The organism is Xanthomonas sp. NCPPB 3583, from assembly GCF_041475715.2.
Lineage (GTDB): Bacteria > Pseudomonadota > Gammaproteobacteria > Xanthomonadales > Xanthomonadaceae > Xanthomonas > Xanthomonas euvesicatoria.
Window position 1 is genome coordinate 2,576,564 of sequence record NZ_CM191263.1, and the last position, 18,600, is coordinate 2,595,163.

18 protein-coding genes are annotated in these 18,600 nt (G+C 64.2%); 5 read left to right on the forward strand and 13 right to left on the reverse strand.

The features are described 5' to 3' along the window. Nucleotides 1–124: 124 nt before the first annotated feature. Nucleotides 125–2,488, reverse strand: coding sequence for a Tex family protein (locus ACCQ07_RS11310; RefSeq protein WP_372163832.1), 2,364 nt, complete (start codon nucleotides 2,486–2,488; stop codon nucleotides 125–127). Between the two features lie 102 nt (nucleotides 2,489–2,590). Then, nucleotides 2,591–2,818 carry a hypothetical protein gene (locus tag ACCQ07_RS11315; protein ID WP_008573245.1) on the reverse strand — a complete coding sequence of 76 codons (228 nt, stop codon included), beginning with the start codon at nucleotides 2,816–2,818 and terminating at the stop codon, nucleotides 2,591–2,593. 192 nt (nucleotides 2,819–3,010) lie between these two features. On the opposite strand from ACCQ07_RS11315, the gene ACCQ07_RS11320 reads away from it, so the two are divergent. Beyond that, a complete protein-coding gene (locus ACCQ07_RS11320) occupies nucleotides 3,011–4,222 on the forward strand; it encodes an NAD(P)/FAD-dependent oxidoreductase (RefSeq protein WP_122272902.1) in 1,212 nt (403 codons plus the stop codon). Here the strand turns inward: ACCQ07_RS11320 and ACCQ07_RS11325 are convergent. The 5 genes from ACCQ07_RS11325 to ACCQ07_RS11345 all read right to left on the reverse strand — a co-directional run bounded on the left by ACCQ07_RS11325 (nucleotide 4,180) and on the right by ACCQ07_RS11345 (nucleotide 7,949). Further along, on the reverse strand, nucleotides 4,180–4,656 hold the full coding sequence (locus tag ACCQ07_RS11325; protein ID WP_014090228.1) for a hypothetical protein: 477 nt from the start codon (nucleotides 4,654–4,656) through the stop codon (nucleotides 4,180–4,182). The genes ACCQ07_RS11320 and ACCQ07_RS11325 overlap by 43 nt on opposite strands. Nucleotides 4,657–4,664: 8 nt before the next feature. After that, nucleotides 4,665–4,862, reverse strand: coding sequence for a PspC domain-containing protein (locus ACCQ07_RS11330; protein WP_011347425.1), 198 nt, complete (start codon nucleotides 4,860–4,862; stop codon nucleotides 4,665–4,667). Between the two features lie 115 nt (nucleotides 4,863–4,977). After that, nucleotides 4,978–6,054: a class III poly(R)-hydroxyalkanoic acid synthase subunit PhaC gene (locus ACCQ07_RS11335; protein ID WP_011347424.1), complete on the reverse strand. Its 1,077-nt coding sequence runs from the start codon at nucleotides 6,052–6,054 to the stop codon at nucleotides 4,978–4,980. Further along, nucleotides 6,051–7,280 (reverse strand): class III poly(R)-hydroxyalkanoic acid synthase subunit PhaE, encoded by a 1,230-nt coding sequence (gene phaE, locus ACCQ07_RS11340; RefSeq protein ID WP_014090227.1) that lies wholly within the window; start codon nucleotides 7,278–7,280, stop codon nucleotides 6,051–6,053. The genes ACCQ07_RS11335 and phaE overlap by 4 nt, the downstream gene beginning before the upstream one ends. A gap of 54 nt (nucleotides 7,281–7,334) precedes the next feature. Then, nucleotides 7,335–7,949 (reverse strand): CDP-alcohol phosphatidyltransferase family protein, encoded by a 615-nt coding sequence (locus tag ACCQ07_RS11345; protein WP_071117987.1) that lies wholly within the window; start codon nucleotides 7,947–7,949, stop codon nucleotides 7,335–7,337. Between the two features lie 131 nt (nucleotides 7,950–8,080). On the opposite strand from ACCQ07_RS11345, the gene ACCQ07_RS11350 reads away from it, so the two are divergent. Then, on the forward strand, nucleotides 8,081–8,839 hold the full coding sequence (locus ACCQ07_RS11350; protein WP_014090226.1) for a 3-hydroxybutyrate dehydrogenase: 759 nt from the start codon (nucleotides 8,081–8,083) through the stop codon (nucleotides 8,837–8,839). 358 nt (nucleotides 8,840–9,197) lie between these two features. Here the strand turns inward: ACCQ07_RS11350 and ACCQ07_RS11355 are convergent, their stop codons facing one another. The 3 genes from ACCQ07_RS11355 to ppsR all read right to left on the reverse strand — a co-directional run bounded on the left by ACCQ07_RS11355 (nucleotide 9,198) and on the right by ppsR (nucleotide 11,276). Then, nucleotides 9,198–9,686, reverse strand: coding sequence for an NUDIX hydrolase (locus ACCQ07_RS11355; RefSeq protein WP_008573201.1), 489 nt, complete (start codon nucleotides 9,684–9,686; stop codon nucleotides 9,198–9,200). 70 nt (nucleotides 9,687–9,756) lie between these two features. Beyond that, nucleotides 9,757–10,266 carry a DUF1249 domain-containing protein gene (locus tag ACCQ07_RS11360; protein ID WP_008573198.1) on the reverse strand — a complete coding sequence of 170 codons (510 nt, stop codon included), beginning with the start codon at nucleotides 10,264–10,266 and terminating at the stop codon, nucleotides 9,757–9,759. Nucleotides 10,267–10,454: 188 nt separating this feature from the next. Beyond that, on the reverse strand, nucleotides 10,455–11,276 hold the full coding sequence (gene ppsR / locus ACCQ07_RS11365) for a posphoenolpyruvate synthetase regulatory kinase/phosphorylase PpsR (protein ID WP_003482830.1): 822 nt from the start codon (nucleotides 11,274–11,276) through the stop codon (nucleotides 10,455–10,457). 142 nt (nucleotides 11,277–11,418) lie between these two features. Here ppsR and ppsA point away from each other — a divergent pair, with 142 nt between their 5' ends. Next, entirely contained in the window at nucleotides 11,419–13,797 is a 2,379-nt protein-coding gene (gene ppsA, locus ACCQ07_RS11370) for a phosphoenolpyruvate synthase (protein ID WP_209261568.1), read from the forward strand. Then, nucleotides 13,797–14,789 (forward strand): mechanosensitive ion channel family protein, encoded by a 993-nt coding sequence (locus tag ACCQ07_RS11375; RefSeq protein ID WP_071117985.1) that lies wholly within the window; start codon nucleotides 13,797–13,799, stop codon nucleotides 14,787–14,789. Before ppsA ends, ACCQ07_RS11375 begins: the two co-directional genes overlap by 1 nt. A 220-nt stretch (nucleotides 14,790–15,009) precedes the next feature. On the opposite strand, the gene orn is transcribed toward ACCQ07_RS11375, so the two are convergent. The 3 genes from orn to mntR all read right to left on the reverse strand — a co-directional run bounded on the left by orn (nucleotide 15,010) and on the right by mntR (nucleotide 16,645). After that, complete coding sequence (gene orn / locus ACCQ07_RS11380) at nucleotides 15,010–15,594, reverse strand: oligoribonuclease (protein WP_029819517.1); 585 nt, start codon at nucleotides 15,592–15,594, stop codon at nucleotides 15,010–15,012. Between the two features lie 71 nt (nucleotides 15,595–15,665). Then, on the reverse strand, nucleotides 15,666–16,181 hold the full coding sequence (gene tadA / locus ACCQ07_RS11385) for a tRNA adenosine(34) deaminase TadA (RefSeq protein WP_039416737.1): 516 nt from the start codon (nucleotides 16,179–16,181) through the stop codon (nucleotides 15,666–15,668). Beyond that, on the reverse strand, nucleotides 16,178–16,645 hold the full coding sequence (gene mntR / locus ACCQ07_RS11390) for a manganese-binding transcriptional regulator MntR (protein ID WP_011347418.1): 468 nt from the start codon (nucleotides 16,643–16,645) through the stop codon (nucleotides 16,178–16,180). The genes tadA and mntR overlap by 4 nt, the downstream gene beginning before the upstream one ends. Before the next feature lie 141 nt (nucleotides 16,646–16,786). On the opposite strand from mntR, the gene ACCQ07_RS11395 reads away from it, so the two are divergent. Beyond that, entirely contained in the window at nucleotides 16,787–18,121 is a 1,335-nt protein-coding gene (locus ACCQ07_RS11395) for an Nramp family divalent metal transporter (protein ID WP_218488425.1), read from the forward strand. Nucleotides 18,122–18,600 lie beyond the last annotated feature (479 nt).

An 18,600-nucleotide genomic window follows, 5' to 3' on the forward strand; every position in this document is an offset into this window, starting at 1 on the left:
TGAGGATGCTTGCCTGCACCGAAGGCTTTTACTTATAAGCCAAACCGCAGACCATCCATCGCCACAATAGATCCGCGCCACGCCACCCAACCACGCCGATCAACCGACAGATCAAAAACGCGACCTAGCTACGCTTGGCACGCGCAAACGCCGCTGCCAGCGCATTGTCCGCCGGCGGCGCGGTGATCCGCGGTTTGCTATTGGCCTGCGCCTGACCGCGTCCACCACCGTCGCGCCTGCCCTGCCCCGGACCGCCGCTGCCACGGGCTTCGCGCGGCTGCGCTGCGCCATCTGCCGCTGGCGGCGTGTCGGACAGACGACAGGTCAGCGCGATGCGCTTGCGCGCCACATCCACCTCCAGCACCTTGACCTTGACTATGTCGCCGGCCTTGACCACATCGCGCGGATCCTTGACGAAGGTCTCCGACAAGGCCGAGATGTGCACCAATCCATCCTGATGCACGCCGATATCGACGAACGCACCGAACGCGGCCACATTGCTGACCACACCTTCGAGCACCATGCCCGGCTTGAGGTGCTTGATGTCCTCGATGCCTTCGGCGAACTGCGCTGCCTTGAACTCCGGGCGCGGATCGCGGCCGGGTTTTTCCAGCTCTTTCAGGATGTCGCGCACGGTCGGCACACCGAATTGGTCGTCGGTGAACATCTCCGGCTTCAGGCCACGCAGAAAACTGCCGTCGCCCAGCAATGCCTTGATCGGCTTGCCGGTGCTGCTCACGATGCGTTCCACCACCGGATACGCTTCCGGATGCACCGCCGACACATCCAACGGCTCCTCGCCATCGGCAATGCGCAGGAAACCGGCGCATTGCTCGAAGGTCTTGTCGCCCAGCCGCGGCACCTTGAGCAGGTCCTTGCGTCGCTTGAACGGGCCATTGTCGTCGCGGTGACGCACGATATTTTCCGCCACCGTGCCTGACAGCCCGGACACGCGCGACAACAACGCCGCCGAGGCCGTATTGACGTAGACACCGACCGCGTTGACGCAGTCTTCCACCCGCGCTTCCAATGCCTTGGCCAGACGGTATTGATCCACATCGTGCTGGTACTGGCCCACGCCGATCGCCTTGGGCTCGATCTTCACCAGTTCGGCCAATGGATCCTGCAGACGGCGCGCGATCGACACGGCGCCACGCAGCGACACATCCAGATTCGGGAATTCTTTGGCCGCGAACTCCGAGGCCGAATACACCGATGCGCCCGCCTCGCTCACCACCACCTTCTGTACCTTGGCAGCGCCGCACAGCGCAATCGCCTCACCGGCCAGCTTGTCGGTCTCGCGGCTGGCGGTGCCGTTGCCGATCGCGATCAGCTCCACGTTGTGCTGCATGCACAACTTTTTGATGGTCTGCAGCGACTGATCCCACTGCCGCTTGGGTTCGTGCGGATAAATCGTTTCGGTGGCCACCAGCTTGCCGGTGGCATCGACCACGGCGATCTTGCAACCGGTACGGATGCCCGGATCCAGCCCAAGCACCACCCGCGGACCGGCCGGCGCTGCCAGCATCAGGTCCTTGAGGTTGTCGCCGAATACCGCGATCGCTTCGGCCTCGGCCTTTTCGCGCGCCTGGTTGAACAGGTCCAACAGCAAGTGCATATGCAACTTGGCGCGCCAGGTCAGCCGGCACGCGTCCAGCAACCAGCGATCGGCTGGACGGCCTTCGTTGGAGATACCGGCATTGCGCGCCACACGGCCTTCGGCGTACTGGTGGCCAGCCTCGGCATCGCTGCCCGGATCCAGATCCAGATACAGGATTTCTTCGCGGCGTGCGCGAAACAGCGCCAGCAAGCGGTGCGAAGGAATCTTCGCCAATGTTTCGGCGTGATCGAAGTAGTCGCGGTACTTGGCACCGGCCTCTTCCTTGCCCTCGGCGACCCGTGCGCGGATCACGCCATTGTCGCTCAGCCAACTGCGCAGCTCACCGACCAGCGCCGCATCTTCACCCCAGCGCTCCATCAGGATGGCGCGCGCGCCTTCCAGCGCCGCCTTGCTGTCGGCAACGCCTTTCTCGGCATCGACGAAGGCTGCCGCGGCCACGTCCGGGGATTGCGTCGGGTCCGCCAACAGGCCATCGGCCAGTGGCTCCAGCCCGGCTTCGCGCGCGATCTGCGCGCGGGTGCGGCGCTTGGGCTTGTAGGGCAGGTACAGGTCTTCCAGCCGCGACTTGGTGTCGGCTGCCAAGATCTCGTTGCGCAATTCGTCGCTGAGCTTGCCCTGCTCGCCGATGCTGGACAGGATCGCCGCGCGGCGCTCTTCCAGCTCGCGCAGATAGGTCAGGCGCGTTTCCAGGTTGCGCAGCTGAGTGTCGTCCAGCCCGCCGGTGACTTCCTTGCGGTAGCGGGCGATGAAGGGGACGCTGGCGCCTTCGTCGAGCAAGGCGATGGCGGCGTGCGCCTGGGCGGGCTGGGCACCGATCTCATCGGCGATGGTGCGAGCAATCTGCTGGGCGAGCTGGCTATCGTGCATGACGGCGCGGGGTGACCCGCTTCACTGAAAAACGCATTTTCGCAGTGCCGGCCCGCCACGGAAACCCGTTGACAACGCCGCCGTAAACCTATGCTGCCGCGCTCAGCTGACCTGACGAGCGTAATGGGTGGCGGCACGTTCGACCAGAATGCTTTCGTGCAGCGACTCCAGCGCCATCACACGGATCTTGCCGACATCCTTCAGCGGCACCATGCGTTCGACATACACCTCCGGGCCAGCATCGGTCATCGCACGCGACTTGCTGAAACCGTAAGGCACCACGCCCTTGTCGCCATCTTTGCTGCCACCGACGTACAGGACAATCGACATACCCACACCCTCTTCTGCTGCTGTTGCTGCGTTGTGGCGGCAGGATAACCAGCACGCCGTGAGGAGCTTTCCACGCACGTTAACGCTGGCTGTTTGCCGTTTGGTGACGGCGGCAAGGCCGGGCTCGCCTCACGGCCGCTTCACCCCGCTTGGCGGTCAATCGCCGTCCATCCGCTCGCTGCTCGACACCGCATGGACCTCAAAAGTGGCTACCCGTTCTGGTCGATCCGCAACGGGTTGATGCGCGCGTACCCGCGCCTGGAGCAAGACACCGTCTGCGAAGTGGCCATCGTCGGTGGTGGGGTGACCGCCGCGCTGATTGCCCACGAATTGGTGCGCCATGGGCACGAAGTCGCGGTAGTCGAACAGCGCGACATCGGCTGGGGCAGCACCTCGGCCAGCACCGCATTGCTCCAGTACGAAATCGATACACCGATGATCGAACTGGCCAGACAGCACGGCATGCAGGCAGCGGCGCTGGCCTATGGGGCGTGCGCGCAAGCCATCCTCGACCTGCAGGGCCTGTGCAATACCTTCGGCGGCACCGACTTCACGCGCCAGGACAGCCTGTACTACGCCAGCCGCTCGCGCGATATCAAAGACCTGCGCAGCGAGCTGGAGACCCGCCAGGCGCAGAGACTGCCGGTGGAGTGGATCGAACGCGAGCCGCTCTGGCACAACTACGGCGTGCATTCGGATGGCGCGATTCTGAGCCGCCTGGCCGCCAGCGTAGACCCGTACCGCCTGTGCTACCGCCTGTTTTCCGAGTGCGAGCAATACGGCGCACGCATCTATGACCGCACCGCCATTGCCTCGATCGATCCGCACGACCCGCATGTCGACCTGCGCACCGAAGACGGTGTGAGCGTGCGCGCCCGTCACGTGATCCTGGCAGCCGGCTATGGCAACCAGCGCTGGCTCTCGCAGCCGGTGGCGCGCAATCGCAGCAGCTACGCCTTCGTGACCGACACCCTGCACGACAGCGAAATGGGCGCGCTCAAGCACACCATGATGTGGGAGACCGCGCGCCCGTATCTGTACCTGCGCAGCACACCAGACGGGCGCGTGGTCGCGGGTGGCGAAGACGACAACATCGACATTCCCCCTCGCCGCGACGCACGCGTGCAGGGCAAGCTCAGGACGTTGCTGAAGAAAATTGGCAAGACCATGCCCGATATGCGCCTGCGCCCGGCGTTCGCATGGGCTGGCACCTTCGCAGAGACTGCCGATGGATTGCCGTTCTTCGGGCCGCATGCCGAACTGGGGCCACGTGTATCGTTTGCGATGGCCTATGGCGGCAACGGCATTACCTATAGCGCCATTGGCGCAGGCTTGTTGCGTGCACAACTAGAGGGCACGCCTCACCCGCTGTCCGAATTGTTCGGCTTCGCGCGCCTGCGTTGAATCCCCCACGGCCACCAACCGTGGCCGTGCATCGCATAGGTATCGGCAGCCCGCTCCAGCGGATTGCGCACGTGGATGCCGCCGCACAGAACATACATGGGCAGGAACAGCGGCCCAAGCAGCATGTACTGATAGACATGCGCGCGCTCGTGGTCGCCCAGGCGCACCGGCGGATGCTGGCAACGGCCTGCGGCGTGCGCGTAGGTGCTGCACTGCAGGTCCAGCGATGCACCTTTCAGCAGGATCACGTTGCCCAACGTCATTGCGCCCCCCGGACCCCACGGCCACGCGTGAAAGGCCACGGCATGTTCCCGCGGCGACCAGACGGGACGCGCGCCGAAACACCAGCCGGCCGCGCCGATCGCGAGCCCGATCAAGGTATTGGGCAGCGTCCACAACGCGCCCAGCACCTGCAGTGCAGGCAGGCCGCGCATTACCGGCTTCAATCGGCCTGGTTGGGGATCAGCAGCCACAGAATCAGATACACCAGGATGCCGGGAAACGCGGCCGAGGCAATCGACACGATGACGAACAACACACGCAGCAGCGTCGAGCTCCAGCCAAAACGACGCGCAATGCCGCCAACGACACCGGCGATCATGCGGTCGTTGAGGGAGCGGGACAACGTGGTGGTAGACATGGCAGGACTCCTGCAAGACGTAGCCAACAGTCTAGAAAAAGCGGCCGCTGCACATCGTGATGGCCGCCCGGCCTGCTTGGCGCAGCATCACCTGCGCGGCGTGCAGGCAGCCATCTCAGGCATTGCCGCCGCGTTCCTGCAACCAGCGATGGATTGCCACCGGCACCTCGCGCTGCGCACGCCCGGAGACGTAGATTCCGATGTGCCCGCCACGGAAGCTCAATTCGCTGTAGTCGTCGCTGCCGACCAGCCCTCCTAGCGCCCGTGAGGCATCCGGCGGCACCAGGTGGTCGTGTTCGGCGTAGATATTCAGCACCGGCATGTCGAGCACCTGCAGATCGACTGCCTGTCCCCCGATGCTCACCTGCCCGGTGACCAACCCGTTGCGCTGATAGAACAACGTGACGAATTCGCGGAAGGCCTCACCGGCCAGGTCGGGCGAATCGAAGATCCACTTTTCCATGCGCAGGAAATCCTCCAGCGCCTGCTTGTCGTCGAGGATGTCGAGCAGGCCCACGTATTTCTGCAGATTCAGCCGGAACGGCTTGAGCATCAGGTAACTGGCGTTCATCAGGTCTGCCGGCACATTGCCCATCGTGTCCACGAACAGATCCACATCGACCATCCGCGCCCAGTTGGACAGCATGTTGTCGGGAGTATGGAAATCCACCGGCGTTACCATGGTGATCAGGTTGCGCACCTTGTCGCGTTGCAGCGCGGCGTAGCACAACGAAAACGTGCCGCCCTGACAGATGCCGAGCACATCGACCGCTTCCAGCCCCGACTGCGCCCGCAGGTGATCCACCGCACCGTCGATATAGCGCAGCAAATAATCTTCCAGCGTGAGGTAGCGCTCGGATCGGTCCGGGTAGCCCCAATCCAGCACGTAGACATCCTGGCCGTGACTCAATAGCCCCTTCACCAGCGAGCGATCCGCCTGCAGATCGACCATGTAGGGGCGATTGACCAATGCATAGACAATCAGCAGCGGCGTCTTCGCCACCGGTGCCTGCTCGCCGATGAAGCGGTATAGCACCACCTTGCCATCGCGCCAGATTTCTTCGCGCTCGGTGACGCCGTAATCCACATCGTCCACGCCCGGCAGCAACTTGAGCCCTTCGCGCAACTTGCGTTGCATCGACAAGGTTTCCTGCATCAGGTCTTCGGCACTGAATCCCAACGGACCTTTCATGCCTGCGCTCCACGTTTTTTACCTGCAGCGGGTTTACGGTCCGCAGGCTTGGGCGGGGATTTCGCCCCACCGCGCTTCTTGACCGAGGTCGTTTTCGTCGACTTGGAGACCGCTGGCGCCTGTTTCGGAGCCGCCTTTTTCGTCGCGGTCCTGTCGACGGACGCCTTCTTGGATGCACCCGGCTTGACTGCCCGTGCTGCCTCCGCCGGCCGCGCTGCCGCCGCACTGGCGCTGGCGGACGACGCGCGCTTGCCCGCCGCCGATGTCACCGTTTCAGGCTGCGGCGCCGCAGCGGGCTTGCTTGCCGGTGAAGCTGCGTTACGCAGCATCCGCCTGACCAGGCGTTCCAGTTCGGCAATGCGCCGATGCGCGGCGTCCATCTCCGAACGTGTGGGCATGCCGAAGCGTTCGCTGAGTTGCTCGACCTCTTCCTGCAGCGCAGCGCGCAGACGCATGTGCGCATTGGCAAAACCGCCGTACACCTTGCGGAACTGCTCCGACAAGGCGACATCGGCATAGGACTCTTCGGCCGCCTCGATCCACAAATCGAACAGGGCGCGGGCGCTGGTCAGCTGGCTACCGCTGCTCTCGTGCTCGCTCAGCTTGGACGCGAAGCGCGCGAACGCCTGCTCGATCGCCGCCTTGAGTTGCTCGCCATAGGCCTCCGACTGGGCCTGGAACTCCTGCTGTGCGCGTGCCAGTTTCTGCAGGCGCGACTGGTGATTGCGGTTCAATCCGAACGCCGGCATGTCCAGCCAGGGCGCATTTTCCTCGCGCCACTTCTGCAGCGCCTGCGCCGCGTCCTGCAGCCACGGGTCGAACCCGCCCGGGCTGCCGCCGCGCAGCGAACCCAAGGTCCACTGCATCAGCTGTTCGCCCTGCCCTTGTACGGCCTGGCGCCAGGCCTCGGCCACTTCATTGGCCGAGGTGTCGCGCCCGGCAAACTGCGCGGCCACCTGCTGCATGGTCCCGAACCAGTCACCGGCCTGGGTGCGAAAGCGGTCGATGGCCTCCTGCGCCTGCGGGGCGGCCTGGGTGGGCAGCAACTGCGACCACCAATCCACGGCCTTGCGCCAATCCTGCGGAGCATCGCTACCGGACGCGGGCGGTGGTTGTTGCGCGGCGGCGCCGGCCTGGCCGTGGCGCATGGCATCTCCCCAGGCAGCCCAATACTGGCGCGCCTTGTCGTCGAAGTTGCCGTTGTCCGAACCGCTGCTTGCCATCATCCCGTCCAGTGACCTTTACCCAGCCATCCTACCGCGTGCGTGGCGGTGTGCCGCTCAGGGCTTGGGGATACGCAGCGTCTTGCTGATCATCAGCGAGCCGGACACCGCAAATAGCAGCACCAGCGGATGGAACTGCCACGGCCCCAGCTGCCATTGCCCCCACCACAAGGTGTCGCCGATATGCCCGCTGCTGGCGGCAACGGCGAGCAGGATCACCAATATCAGGCTGGTCGGAATGGGCGTGCCTTCGAAATACGGCACCTTGTCGGCCTCGCCAGCGATCTCTTCGGCGGTGACGTTGTAGCGGGCCAGGCGGCTGACCCCGCAGCAGACGAAGTAGCTCAGCACCAGCCAGTCCCAACCGCCGCGCATGCCGCAGGCGTAGCCCAGCGCCGCCGGCGCCACGCCGAAGGAGATCACGTCTGCCAGCGAATCCAGTTCGCGGCCCAGCGTGGAAGACGCTTTGCGCCAGCGCGCCACATGCCCGTCCAGCGCATCGAACACGAACGCCAGCGGGATCAAGGCCATGCCAAGCAGCAAATCGCCGCGATGCCCCTCTTGCAGGAACCGCATGGCCGCAAACACCGCGCCGGTGCCGCAGAACGCGTTGGCAAGCGTGAACCAGTCCGCGAGTTGGAAATCGCGCAGCATCGAAAAATGGCGTTTCATGCGGAGCCTGAGGTGAGCAATGCACAAGGGTAACGCGCGCGCGCCATGCAGGCGACCGTTTCGCTGCACTCGGCTAGGCTGGCGATCCGCGTGACCGCTCCCGGCCGCGCACCACTTCACGAGGACATCCGATGCGCAGCATCCTGATTACCGGCGCGGGCAGCGGCATTGGCGCCGGTATCGCCAGCCAACTGGCGGCCGATGGCCATCATCTGCTCGTCAGCGATGTGCAGCTGGCGGACGCCGAGCGCACGGCCGAGGCGTTGCGCAAAGCAGGCGGCTCGGCCGAGGCGCTGGCGTTGGACGTGACCGATGCAGACAGCATTGCGCAGGCACTGGCCAACGCATCACGCGCCCCGCAGGTACTGGTGAACAATGCCGGCCTGCAGCATGTGGCCACACTGGAGGAGTTCCCGATGCAGCAGTGGGCGCTGCTGGTGGATGTCATGCTCACCGGCGCCGCACGCCTCAGTCGCGCCGTGCTGCCCAGCATGCGTGCAGCCGGCTATGGCCGCATCCTCAATATCGGCAGCATCCACTCGCTGGTGGCCAGCCCATACAAAAGTGCGTATGTCGCCGCCAAGCATGGCCTGGTCGGCCTGGCCAAGGTCATCGCGCTGGAAACCGCCGATTGCGACATCACCGTCAACACGCTCTGCCCCAGCTATGTGCGCACACCACTGGTGGAGCGGCAGATCGCCGATCAGGCGCGCACCCGCGGCATCGCCGAGGACGCGGTGGTGCGCGATGTGATGCTCAAGCCGATGCCCAAGGGCGCCTTCATCGAGTATGACGAGCTGGCCGGCACGGTGGCGTTTCTGATGTCGCATGCCGCGCGCAACATCACCGGGCAAGCCATCGCCATCGACGGCGGCTGGACGGCCCAATGATCACGCTGGCGAAATTTTGACCAGGCGTCGCGCATGCCAGATGGCGCAAGGGGTGCGCGGACTTGTCCACAGACTTGCGCAGCGTCCATCCACAGGGGGTGTGGAGAACTGGGTGAGGCCTGCCGTTCTCGATAGCGTCGAAAGGCTCCCCGCGATTAATGTCAGACAGCGCACGGTTGAGCCTGGCTGGAATTGGTGCTGCGCCGCGAGCCGGCACGGCTCGCCGATCGGATGGGAAGCGCTGCTCCGCTGCCCCGTCGCACGTCGAGGACATCGCCCTACAACAGTCGGGCTCGGTTGGGCAGCTGCCGGAACGGTGTCGGCGTCACGTCCCCATCGCGTTGTGCACGCGCAGCGATCAGATCCGCGAATACGTCCACGACTGCATGCGCCCGTCGCGATACGGCATGACGCCGTGGAACGGGCGCGGGTCGCCATCGAACACCAGCGGCAGGAAATGGCGGTCGCCTTCCCACATTGGCACCTGGTCCATCCGCTCGATCGCGATCCACTCCAGCGTCCCCTCCGGATTGGAGGTGTGGGGCGTGCCGTCGAAGCTGTGGATCAGGAACACGAAGCCCAGCCAATCTTCGCCCTGCTTGCCGAAGCCGGGCCAGCTGATGGTGCCGCGCAGCTGCATCTGCCCGCAGTCGACGCCGGCTTCCTCGCGTATCTCGCGGCGCATGCAGGCCAGCACGTCTTCGTCCGGCTCCATCTTGCCGCCCAGGCCGTTGTATTTGCCCAGATGCTGGTCGCCGGGACGGGCATTGCGATGGATCATCAGCACCTGGGTGCCGTCCGGCGACAACAGGTAGCCGAGCGTGGCGACAATCGGGGTATAGGGCATGGCATGCGATCTGACACGAAGCGCATCAGTATGACCGAAGCGGCACGCCGCACGCGGCGGTAACGCCGGCTCAGCCGACGGCAGCCTGCGGATTCGGGCGCGGCGGTGCCACGTGATCGGTATCCAGGCGGAGGGTCGCAACGCCATGGCCGCGTTCGGCCAGGTACTCCAGCCACTTGCCCAGGAACGTATTCATGCGCATGCGGTGGCTGATCAGCTCGGCCGGCGGCGGGAACATGCCCATCACGTCCTGCCAGCGCCGACCGACATAGCAATGCGTGGTCTCGGCCTGGCGCGCATCGCGGTACAGCCGCACATACGCCGATGGGTCCGGCTCGCCGGTAACCGGGTCGCACAGGTCGTAGGTCAGGCGCAGCTCCACCGTGTAGCGGTGGCATTCGATCACGTCCAGCCGCAGGTTCAGGCCATCCCCGATCGAGGACACGTACGAGCCCGGCGCAAGATCGGCCGGGGCGAACAACCGGGTCAGATGTTGGAAGTTTTCTGCATACAAGCCCATCAGCCAGCCGAAGCGGCTCAGTTTGGGAATGCGTTCGAGTTTGCTCAGTGCTTGCGCCATGGACCGATCCTACACGCTGCGCCGCCGCACGGGCAGCATTGACGAGGGCCCAACGGCAGGCCTACCTTGGCGGAGCACTGCCCCGCCCGCTTTGCTCCCACAGCCACCGCCGCAACCGCACCGTTCGCTCTCCGTCCGATGCGCACGCTCGCAAGACCGGCGGGCCGGCGACCACGCCTGATCTCCGATCAAAACATCTCGCGTTGCAGGCCCAGGGTGGACAACACCTTGCTGGAGATTTCTTCGATCGAGGTATTGGTGGTGCTGAGCGAGGGAATGCGCTCCATCTGGAACATGCGCTCGGCGATCGCGACTTCGCGCCGGCAGGTCTCTGCCGCGCTGTAGCGCGAATTGGCGCGCCGCTCCTGACGAATTTGCTGCAACCGCTCAGGGTCAATGGTCAAACCGAACAACTTGCTGCGGTAGTTACGCAACCGCGGCGGCAACTGCTCGTTTTCCAGATCTTCGTCGGTCAGCGGATAGTTGGCGGCGCGGATGCCGTAATGCAAGGCCAGATAGATGCAGGTGGGTGTCTTGCCCGCGCGCGACACTGCCACCAGGATCACATCGGCCTCGTCGTAATTGAGCGCAATGCCATCGTCGTGACTGAGCGCGAAGTTCATCGCGTTGATGCGGCGGTGATAGGTTTCGAAGTCGACCATGCCGTGCGCGCGGCCCACACGCGAATGGCGTGGCGCATTGAGCTCGCGCTCCAGCGGCTCGATGAAGGGCGCGAACACATCCAGCATCAGCGCGCCACTTTCGGCCAGGATCATGCTCAATTGTGGATCGACGCACGAATTGACCACGACCGGGCGCACCTGGTACCGCTCGCCTGCGGCGCGCACCCGCATGGCGGCATCGCGCGCTTTATCTGCATCATCGATGAACGACATGCGGTCGGTGACGAAGTTGAAACCGCTGAACTGCGTGAGCAGGCTATGCCCAATCGTTTCAGCGGTGATACCGGTTCCATCGGAGACGTAAAACACCGGCCGAATTGTTGACATCAAGACCACCTCTTTGAACTGGTGTCCAAAACTTACGGATTCATGCTTGTGCAGGCTCCGCTGTGCACTGCATCATAGCGGCTTCTTCGTACGGTCGCGGCCATTCAGCCCGCTCGGGCGATGGCCTTACGGAGCATCGCGCTTGAACGAGAATATCCTGTGGTTGCATGAGCTACGCCTGGCCGACCTGGCCCGCGTAGGCGGTAAAAATTCCTCACTTGGCGAGATGATCGGCAACCTGGCTGGGTTGGGCGTCTCGGTTCCCGGTGGATATGCGACGACCGCGGAAGCTTTCAAGGACTTCATCGCACACAACGATCTGTCCAAGCGCATCTTCGACAAGCTGGCGACGCTGGATGTCGAAGACGTCAATGCACTCACGCTGGCCGGCAAGGAAATCCGCGGCTGGGTGATCGATGCCCCGCTGCAGCCGGAACTGGACCGCGACATCCGCACCGCCTACGCCCAGTTGTGCGCCGAGAACGGCGGCGGTGAAGTTGCCGTGGCCGTGCGCTCCTCGGCAACCGCCGAAGACCTGCCGGACGCGTCGTTCGCAGGCCAGCAGGAGACCTTCCTCAATGTGACCGGCGCCGACGATGTGGTGCACAAGGTCAAGGAAGTGTTCGCCAGCCTCTACAACGACCGTGCGATCGCCTATCGCGTGCACCACGGCTTCAAGCATGAAGACGTGTTCCTGTCGGCCGGCGTGCAGTTGATGGTGCGCTCGGGCGTGGGCGCGGCAGGCGTCTTGTTTACGCTTGACACCGAATCCGGTTTCCGCGACGTGGTGTTCGTCACCTCCAGCTTCGGCCTGGGCGAAATGGTCGTGCAGGGCGCAGTCAACCCGGACGAGTTCTACGTCTACAAACCCACGCTGACCGCGGGCAAGCCGGCAATCCTGCGCCGCTCGCTCGGCAGCAAGGCCATCCGCATGGTCTATTCGGACGTGCCCGGCGAGCGTGTGCGCACCGAAGACACCCCGGTGGAACTGCGCAACACCTTCTCCATCAGCGACGAAGACGTGCAGGAGCTGTCCAAGCAGGCGTTGGTGATCGAAAAGCATTACGGCCGCCCGATGGATATCGAGTGGGCCAAGGACGGCGTCAGCGGCAAGTTGTTCATTGTGCAGGCGCGTCCGGAGACGGTGAAGTCGCGCAGCCATGCGACCCAGATCGAACGTTTTGCGCTGGAAGCCAAGGACGCCAAGATCCTGGCCGAAGGCCGCGCGGTCGGTGCCAAGATCGGTAGCGGCGTGGCACGCGTGGTGCGTTCGTTGGACGACATGAATCGTGTCCAGGCTGGCGATGTGTTGATCGCCGACATGACCGATCCCGATTGGGAGCCGGTGATGAAGCGCGCCTCGGCCATCGTCACCAACCGCGGCGGCCGTACCTGCCATGCAGCGATCATCGCGCGTGAGCTCGGCGTGCCGGCCGTGGTCGGATCGGGCAATGCCACCGCCGTGATCAAGGACGGCCAGGAAGTTACCGTCAGCTGCGCCGAGGGCGACACCGGCTTCATCTACGAAGGCAAGCTGGCGTTCGAGCGCACCACGACCGATCTGGGCAACATGCCGCCTGCCCCGCTGAAGATCATGATGAACGTCGCCAACCCGGAACGCGCGTTCGACTTCGGCCAGCTGCCCAATGCCGGCATCGGCCTGGCGCGCCTGGAAATGATCATCGCCTCGCACATCGGCGTGCATCCCAACGCCCTGCTGGAATACGACAAGCAGGATGCCGATGTCCGCAAGAAGATCGACGCCAAGATCGCCGGCTATGGCGATCCGGTCAGCTTCTATGTCAACCGCCTGGCCGAAGGCATCGCTACGCTGACCGCATCGGTCGCGCCGAATACCGTGATCGTGCGTTTGTCGGACTTCAAGTCCAACGAGTACGCCAACCTGATCGGCGGTTCGCGTTACGAGCCGCATGAAGAGAACCCGATGATCGGCTTCCGCGGTGCCAGCCGCTACGTCGACCCGTCCTTCACCAAGGCCTTCGCGCTGGAGTGCAAGGCGGTGTTGAAGGTGCGCAACGAGATGGGCCTGGACAACCTCTGGGTGATGATCCCGTTCGTGCGTACGCTGGAAGAAGGCCGCAAGGTGATCGAAGTGCTGGAGCAGAACGGGCTCAAGCAAGGCGAGAACGGTTTGAAGATCATCATGATGTGCGAGCTGCCGTCCAATGCGCTGCTGGCCGACGAGTTCCTGGAGATCTTCGACGGCTTCTCGATCGGCTCCAACGACCTGACCCAGCTCACCCTGGGCCTGGACCGCGATTCTTCGATCGTGGCGCACCTGTTCGATGAGCGGAACCCGGCGGTCAAGAAGCTGCTGTCGATGGCGATCAAGTCGGCGCGCGCCAAGGGCAAATACGTGGGGATCTGCGGCCAGGGGCCGTCCGACCACCCGGAACTGGCCGAGTGGCTGATGCAGGAAGGAATCGAATCTGTGTCGTTGAATCCCGACACCGTGGTCGACACCTGGCTGCGTCTGGCCAAGCTCAAGAGCGAGGGCTGATGGGACTGATGGGTGCGATGTGGGCAGCAGCTGCGGGAGCAGCTGCTGCAAAACCGGTTGCTGCAGCAGGAGCGGCAGCCGCGAAGCCCGCCGCGACCAGCGAGCCGGCATTCAATTGGGCCGCCATTCCGTGGGCGCAGTACGCGGTCAACTGGGGAGTGGCGCTGCTGATCGTCGTGGTCGGCATGTGGCTGGCCCGGCAACTCAGCCAGTGGTTGCACCGCGCGCTCACCCGCGCACGCGTCGAGATCACGCTGACCAACTTCCTGCGCAACGTGATGTACGCGTTGTTGCTGGTGCTGGTCTTCGTCAGCGCATTGAGTCAGATCGGTGTGCCACCGACCTCACTGATCGCAGTGCTCGGCGCAGCAGGCCTGGCGGTCGGCCTTGCCCTAAAGGATTCGCTGTCCAACATCGCTGCTGGCGTGATGCTGATCGTGCTGCGGCCGATGCGCGATGGCGACCACGTGTTGATCGCCGGGCAGGAAGGCATCGTCGACGAGATCCGGATCTTCCAGACCCGGATCCGTTCGTTCGACGAACGCATGATCACCCTGCCAAACAGCACGATTACCACCGCCCCCATCGTCAACTACAGCACCCTGCCCAACCGCCGCCTGGAAGTGACGGTCGGCGTGGGCTACCAAGACGATCTGAAGAAGGCGCAGCAGCTGTTGCTGCAGATCGCCAAGGACAACCCGAACATCCTGGAATCGCCTGCACCATTCGTGCAGGTGACCAATCTGGGCGAGAGTACGGTGGACCTGATGTTGTTCGCGTATGCGACCAACGGCAATTTCGGCGCCGCCAAGAGCACCACGCTGGAGCAGATCCGCAATCAATTGCTGGAAAACGGACTCAACATCCCCTACCCGCAGCGCGACCTGCACGTGTATCACCACGATGCCGATGGCAAGCCGATCTCCGACCTGTTGCTGAAAGGCATCGCCGACGATGGCGACCTGAGCAAGGGGCCTTCGTTGGCGCGCTGACGTACACAATGGCGCGATGGAAAGGCAAAAAAGGCCGCATCGAACGATGCGGCCTTTTTGTTGATGCTTTTCTTGTTGGACGCTTTTGTTGGATGGGTCGCCATCGCGTGGCCTGCACCCCGCGCAGTCGGCTGAGGAGTCAACTGGCGCACGCATGCGTGCCATTGGAATGGGACACCGGCGACACGCCAACAGCCTGCAACAACGCCGTGGCCAACGCTCAGCCCTCCACACCCGCCGCAGCATCGCCACCGAGCGCACCCATGAACTGACGGTAGTGGCGCAACTCGTCGATCGAATCGCGCACATCGCTCAGGGCGGTATGCGCCGAACTCTTGGCAAACCCGTTCGCCACCGTGGGCGCCCAACGTCGCGCGAGTTCCTTGATGGTGGACACGTCCAGATTGCGGTAATGGAAATAGCGTTCCAGGCGAGACATCTGACGGTGCAGGAAGCGGCGATCCTGGCAGATCGAGTTGCCGCACATCGGCGAGGCGCCGGCACGGATCCACTCGCTCAGGAATGCCACCGTCTGCGCTTCAGCCTGCGCGTGGGTCACCTGGCTGTCGAGCACGCGCTGCCACAGACCCGAACGGCGGTGCTGATTGCGGTTCCATTCGTCCATCGCTTCCAGGGTTTCCAGCGGATGCGCAATGGCCAGTTCCGGCCCCTCGGCAAGCACGTTCAACTGCGCATCGGTCACGATGGTGGCGATCTCGATGATGGAATCGCGATCGGTATCCAGGCCGGTCATTTCCAGATCGATCCAGATCAGTCGGTCGTTGCCTGCAAGGTTCTCTGCCATGTCGCCGTCCTGTGGAGGCCGTCGCCGGCCGGATGCTGAAGAGGGCGCGCATCATACCGCGGCCACGTCGCTCAGGGCGCAAGTGGTGGCTTGCCGCGCTTGGCCCTGAAGTAATTGGTCAGCCGCAGGCTCGCCTCGGCCGCAAGCACGCCACCGCACACCTGCACGCGATGATTGTGGCGCGGGTCGGCAAGCAGGTCGAAGACGCTGCCGCAGGCGCCGGTCTTGGGATCGCTGGCGGCGAACACCACGCGCGCGATCCGCGCATGAATCATCGCCATCGCGCACATCGCGCACGGCTCCAGGGTGACGTACAGCGTGCAGCCGATCAGACGGTGATTGGCCAGACGGCGCCCGGCTTCGCGCATTGCCACGATTTCGGCATGTGCGCTGGGATCGTGGCTGGCGATATTGAAATTCCAGCCTTCGCCAAGCACGTTGCCTTGCGCATCGACCAGCAGCGCGCCGACCGGGATTTCGTCATAGTCGCGCTCGGCACGCTCGGCCAATTGCAAGGCATGCCGCATCCAGTGCTCATCGATCGCCGCGTGCGGCGTTTCGGTCGGCGCATCGATGGGCACACTCACGTGGCCGCACCGCCCTGGCGGTCCAGGAACGCGGCGAACGCGGCAACCGTGGCTTCGCTGACATGGTGTTCGATGCCCTCCGCGTCGCGGCGCGCGGTGGCTTCGTCGATGCCAAGCGCAAGCAGGAAGCGCTCCACGATCTGGTGGCGCTGCCGGCTGGAGGCGGCCAGCGCCTCGCCGGCCGGGGTCAGGAACACTCCGCGGTAGGGGCGCTGCACGACCCACCCATCGCGCACCAGCCGCTTGAGCATCTTGGCCACGGTGGGCTGCGCCACACCCAGGCGCGCCGCGATATCGACCTGGCGTGCCTCGCCGCCATCCACCAGCAGATCGGAGATGAGCTCCACGTAGTCTTCGACCAGCTCGGCGCGGCGCGCTTCGCGTACCTGACGGAAGCTCTCCATGTGCACCTGCGCATCGATCAGGACCGGCGCGGCCGCTTCCACCTTTTCGCTCTTGCCCACCCTCGTCCTCGTCATCGTCGCCGGCGTCGATGCCGGGCGCATAGTTTGAAGCACACGGCAGATCAATACGATTCAAATTGCCAATGCTCAACAGCATAGCAACTGCTATATGATGCATTGACCCCGTTGTGACCCGAGTGCATGTCCGCCAACACCGCCGCCTCAGCGCCATCGCCAGCCACCGCCAACGGCGGCCTGGGCGACCACCAGGCCAGCGTCTCCGTGCCCAAGGGCGGCCATTGGTGGTTCCGCCTGCTGGCCTTCCTGGGACCGGGCTACATGGTGTCGGTGGGCTATATGGACCCGGGCAACTGGGCTACCGATCTGGCCGGCGGCTCGCAGTTCGGCTACCTGCTGCTGTCGGTGATCCTGTTGTCGAACCTGATGGCGATCGTGCTGCAAGGCCTGTCGGCGCGGCTGGGCATCGCGACCGGGCTGGATCTGGCGCAGGCCTGTCGCGTGCGTTATCCGCGTGGCGTCAACCTGGCGCTGTGGGGCATTTGCGAACTGGCCATCATCGCCTGCGATCTGGCCGAGGTCATCGGTACCGCGATTGCGTTGAAGCTGTTGTTCGGGATTCCGCTCACCATGGGCGCGATCATCACCGCGGTGGATGTGGTGCTGGTGTTGCTACTGATGAACCGCGGCTTCCGCGCGCTGGAAGCCTTCGTGATCGCGCTGCTGCTGATCATCTTCGTGTGTTTCGGCATCCAGATCGCGCTGGCCGCACCACCGGTTGCGGCGATCCTGGGCGGTTTCATTCCGCGTGCGCAGGTGGTCACCGACCCGCAGGCGCTGTATCTGGCGATCGGCATCATCGGGGCGACGGTGATGCCACACAACCTGTATCTGCATTCGTCGATCGTGCAGACGCGCGCGTATCCGCGGACCGATGTCGGCCGGAAATCGGCGCTGCGTTGGGCGGTCACCGACAGCACCGTGGCGTTGATGTTCGCGCTGTTCATCAATGCCTCGATCCTGATCCTGGCTGCGGCGGTGTTCCATGCGCAGGGCCGCACCGACGTGCAGGAGATCGAACAGGCGCATGCGTTGCTGGCGCCGATGCTGGGCGTCGGCCTGGCCTCGACGCTGTTTGCGGTGGCGCTGCTCGCCTCGGGCATCAACTCCACCGTGACCGCAACGTTGGCCGGGCAGATCGTGATGGAAGGTTTCCTGCAATTACGCCTGCCGCCGTGGATACGGCGCTTGCTCACCCGTGGTATCGCCATCGTGCCGGTGGTCATCGTGACCTGGCTGTATGGCGAAGCCGGTACCGCACGGTTGTTGGTACTCAGCCAGGTGGTGTTGTCGATGCAGCTGCCGTTTGCGGTGATTCCGCTGGTGCGCTTCGTGTCCGACCGGCAATTGATGGGCGCGCTGGTAGCGCCAGCGTGGCTGGTACGCATCGCGTGGGTGATCGCGGCAGTGATCGTATGCCTCAATCTGAAGCTGCTGTGGGATACCGCGCTGCATTGAGATGCGGCATCGGCTCGGGTGTTGCACCGGCGTTCGATCAATTGTTTCGCATCGCCCGGACAGCTGGAAGACGACGTCGCGCTTTCTTCCCTTCAACGCGCACCATCGCTGTTGGTGATGCTTGAGAGCTTACCCAGCGTGTCCTGCCATGATGGCTGGACACGCTCTCGGCAGCAGACTCGACTGACTCGAGGTGGCGGTGCCCTCGCCGCTCGCAGGACACGCCGCAAGTACCTCCCATGTAGGCTCGATGTCGGGATCCATGCTGCCAACGGTGAGCACACCGCACCAGACAGGTGCTCGGTGAGGTGATCGAAGAGCGAAACATCACGCTACCGCTTGAGCCCGTCGCCAGCGCTGTGCGCATGTTTACGCGTCTTCCATTACGGCCTGCGTATCGCTCGAATCGACCACATTCTGCGCCAGTTCGCGCACTGCGCACGCATGTGCAATCTGCCTCGTGCCCGACGCGCTCTACT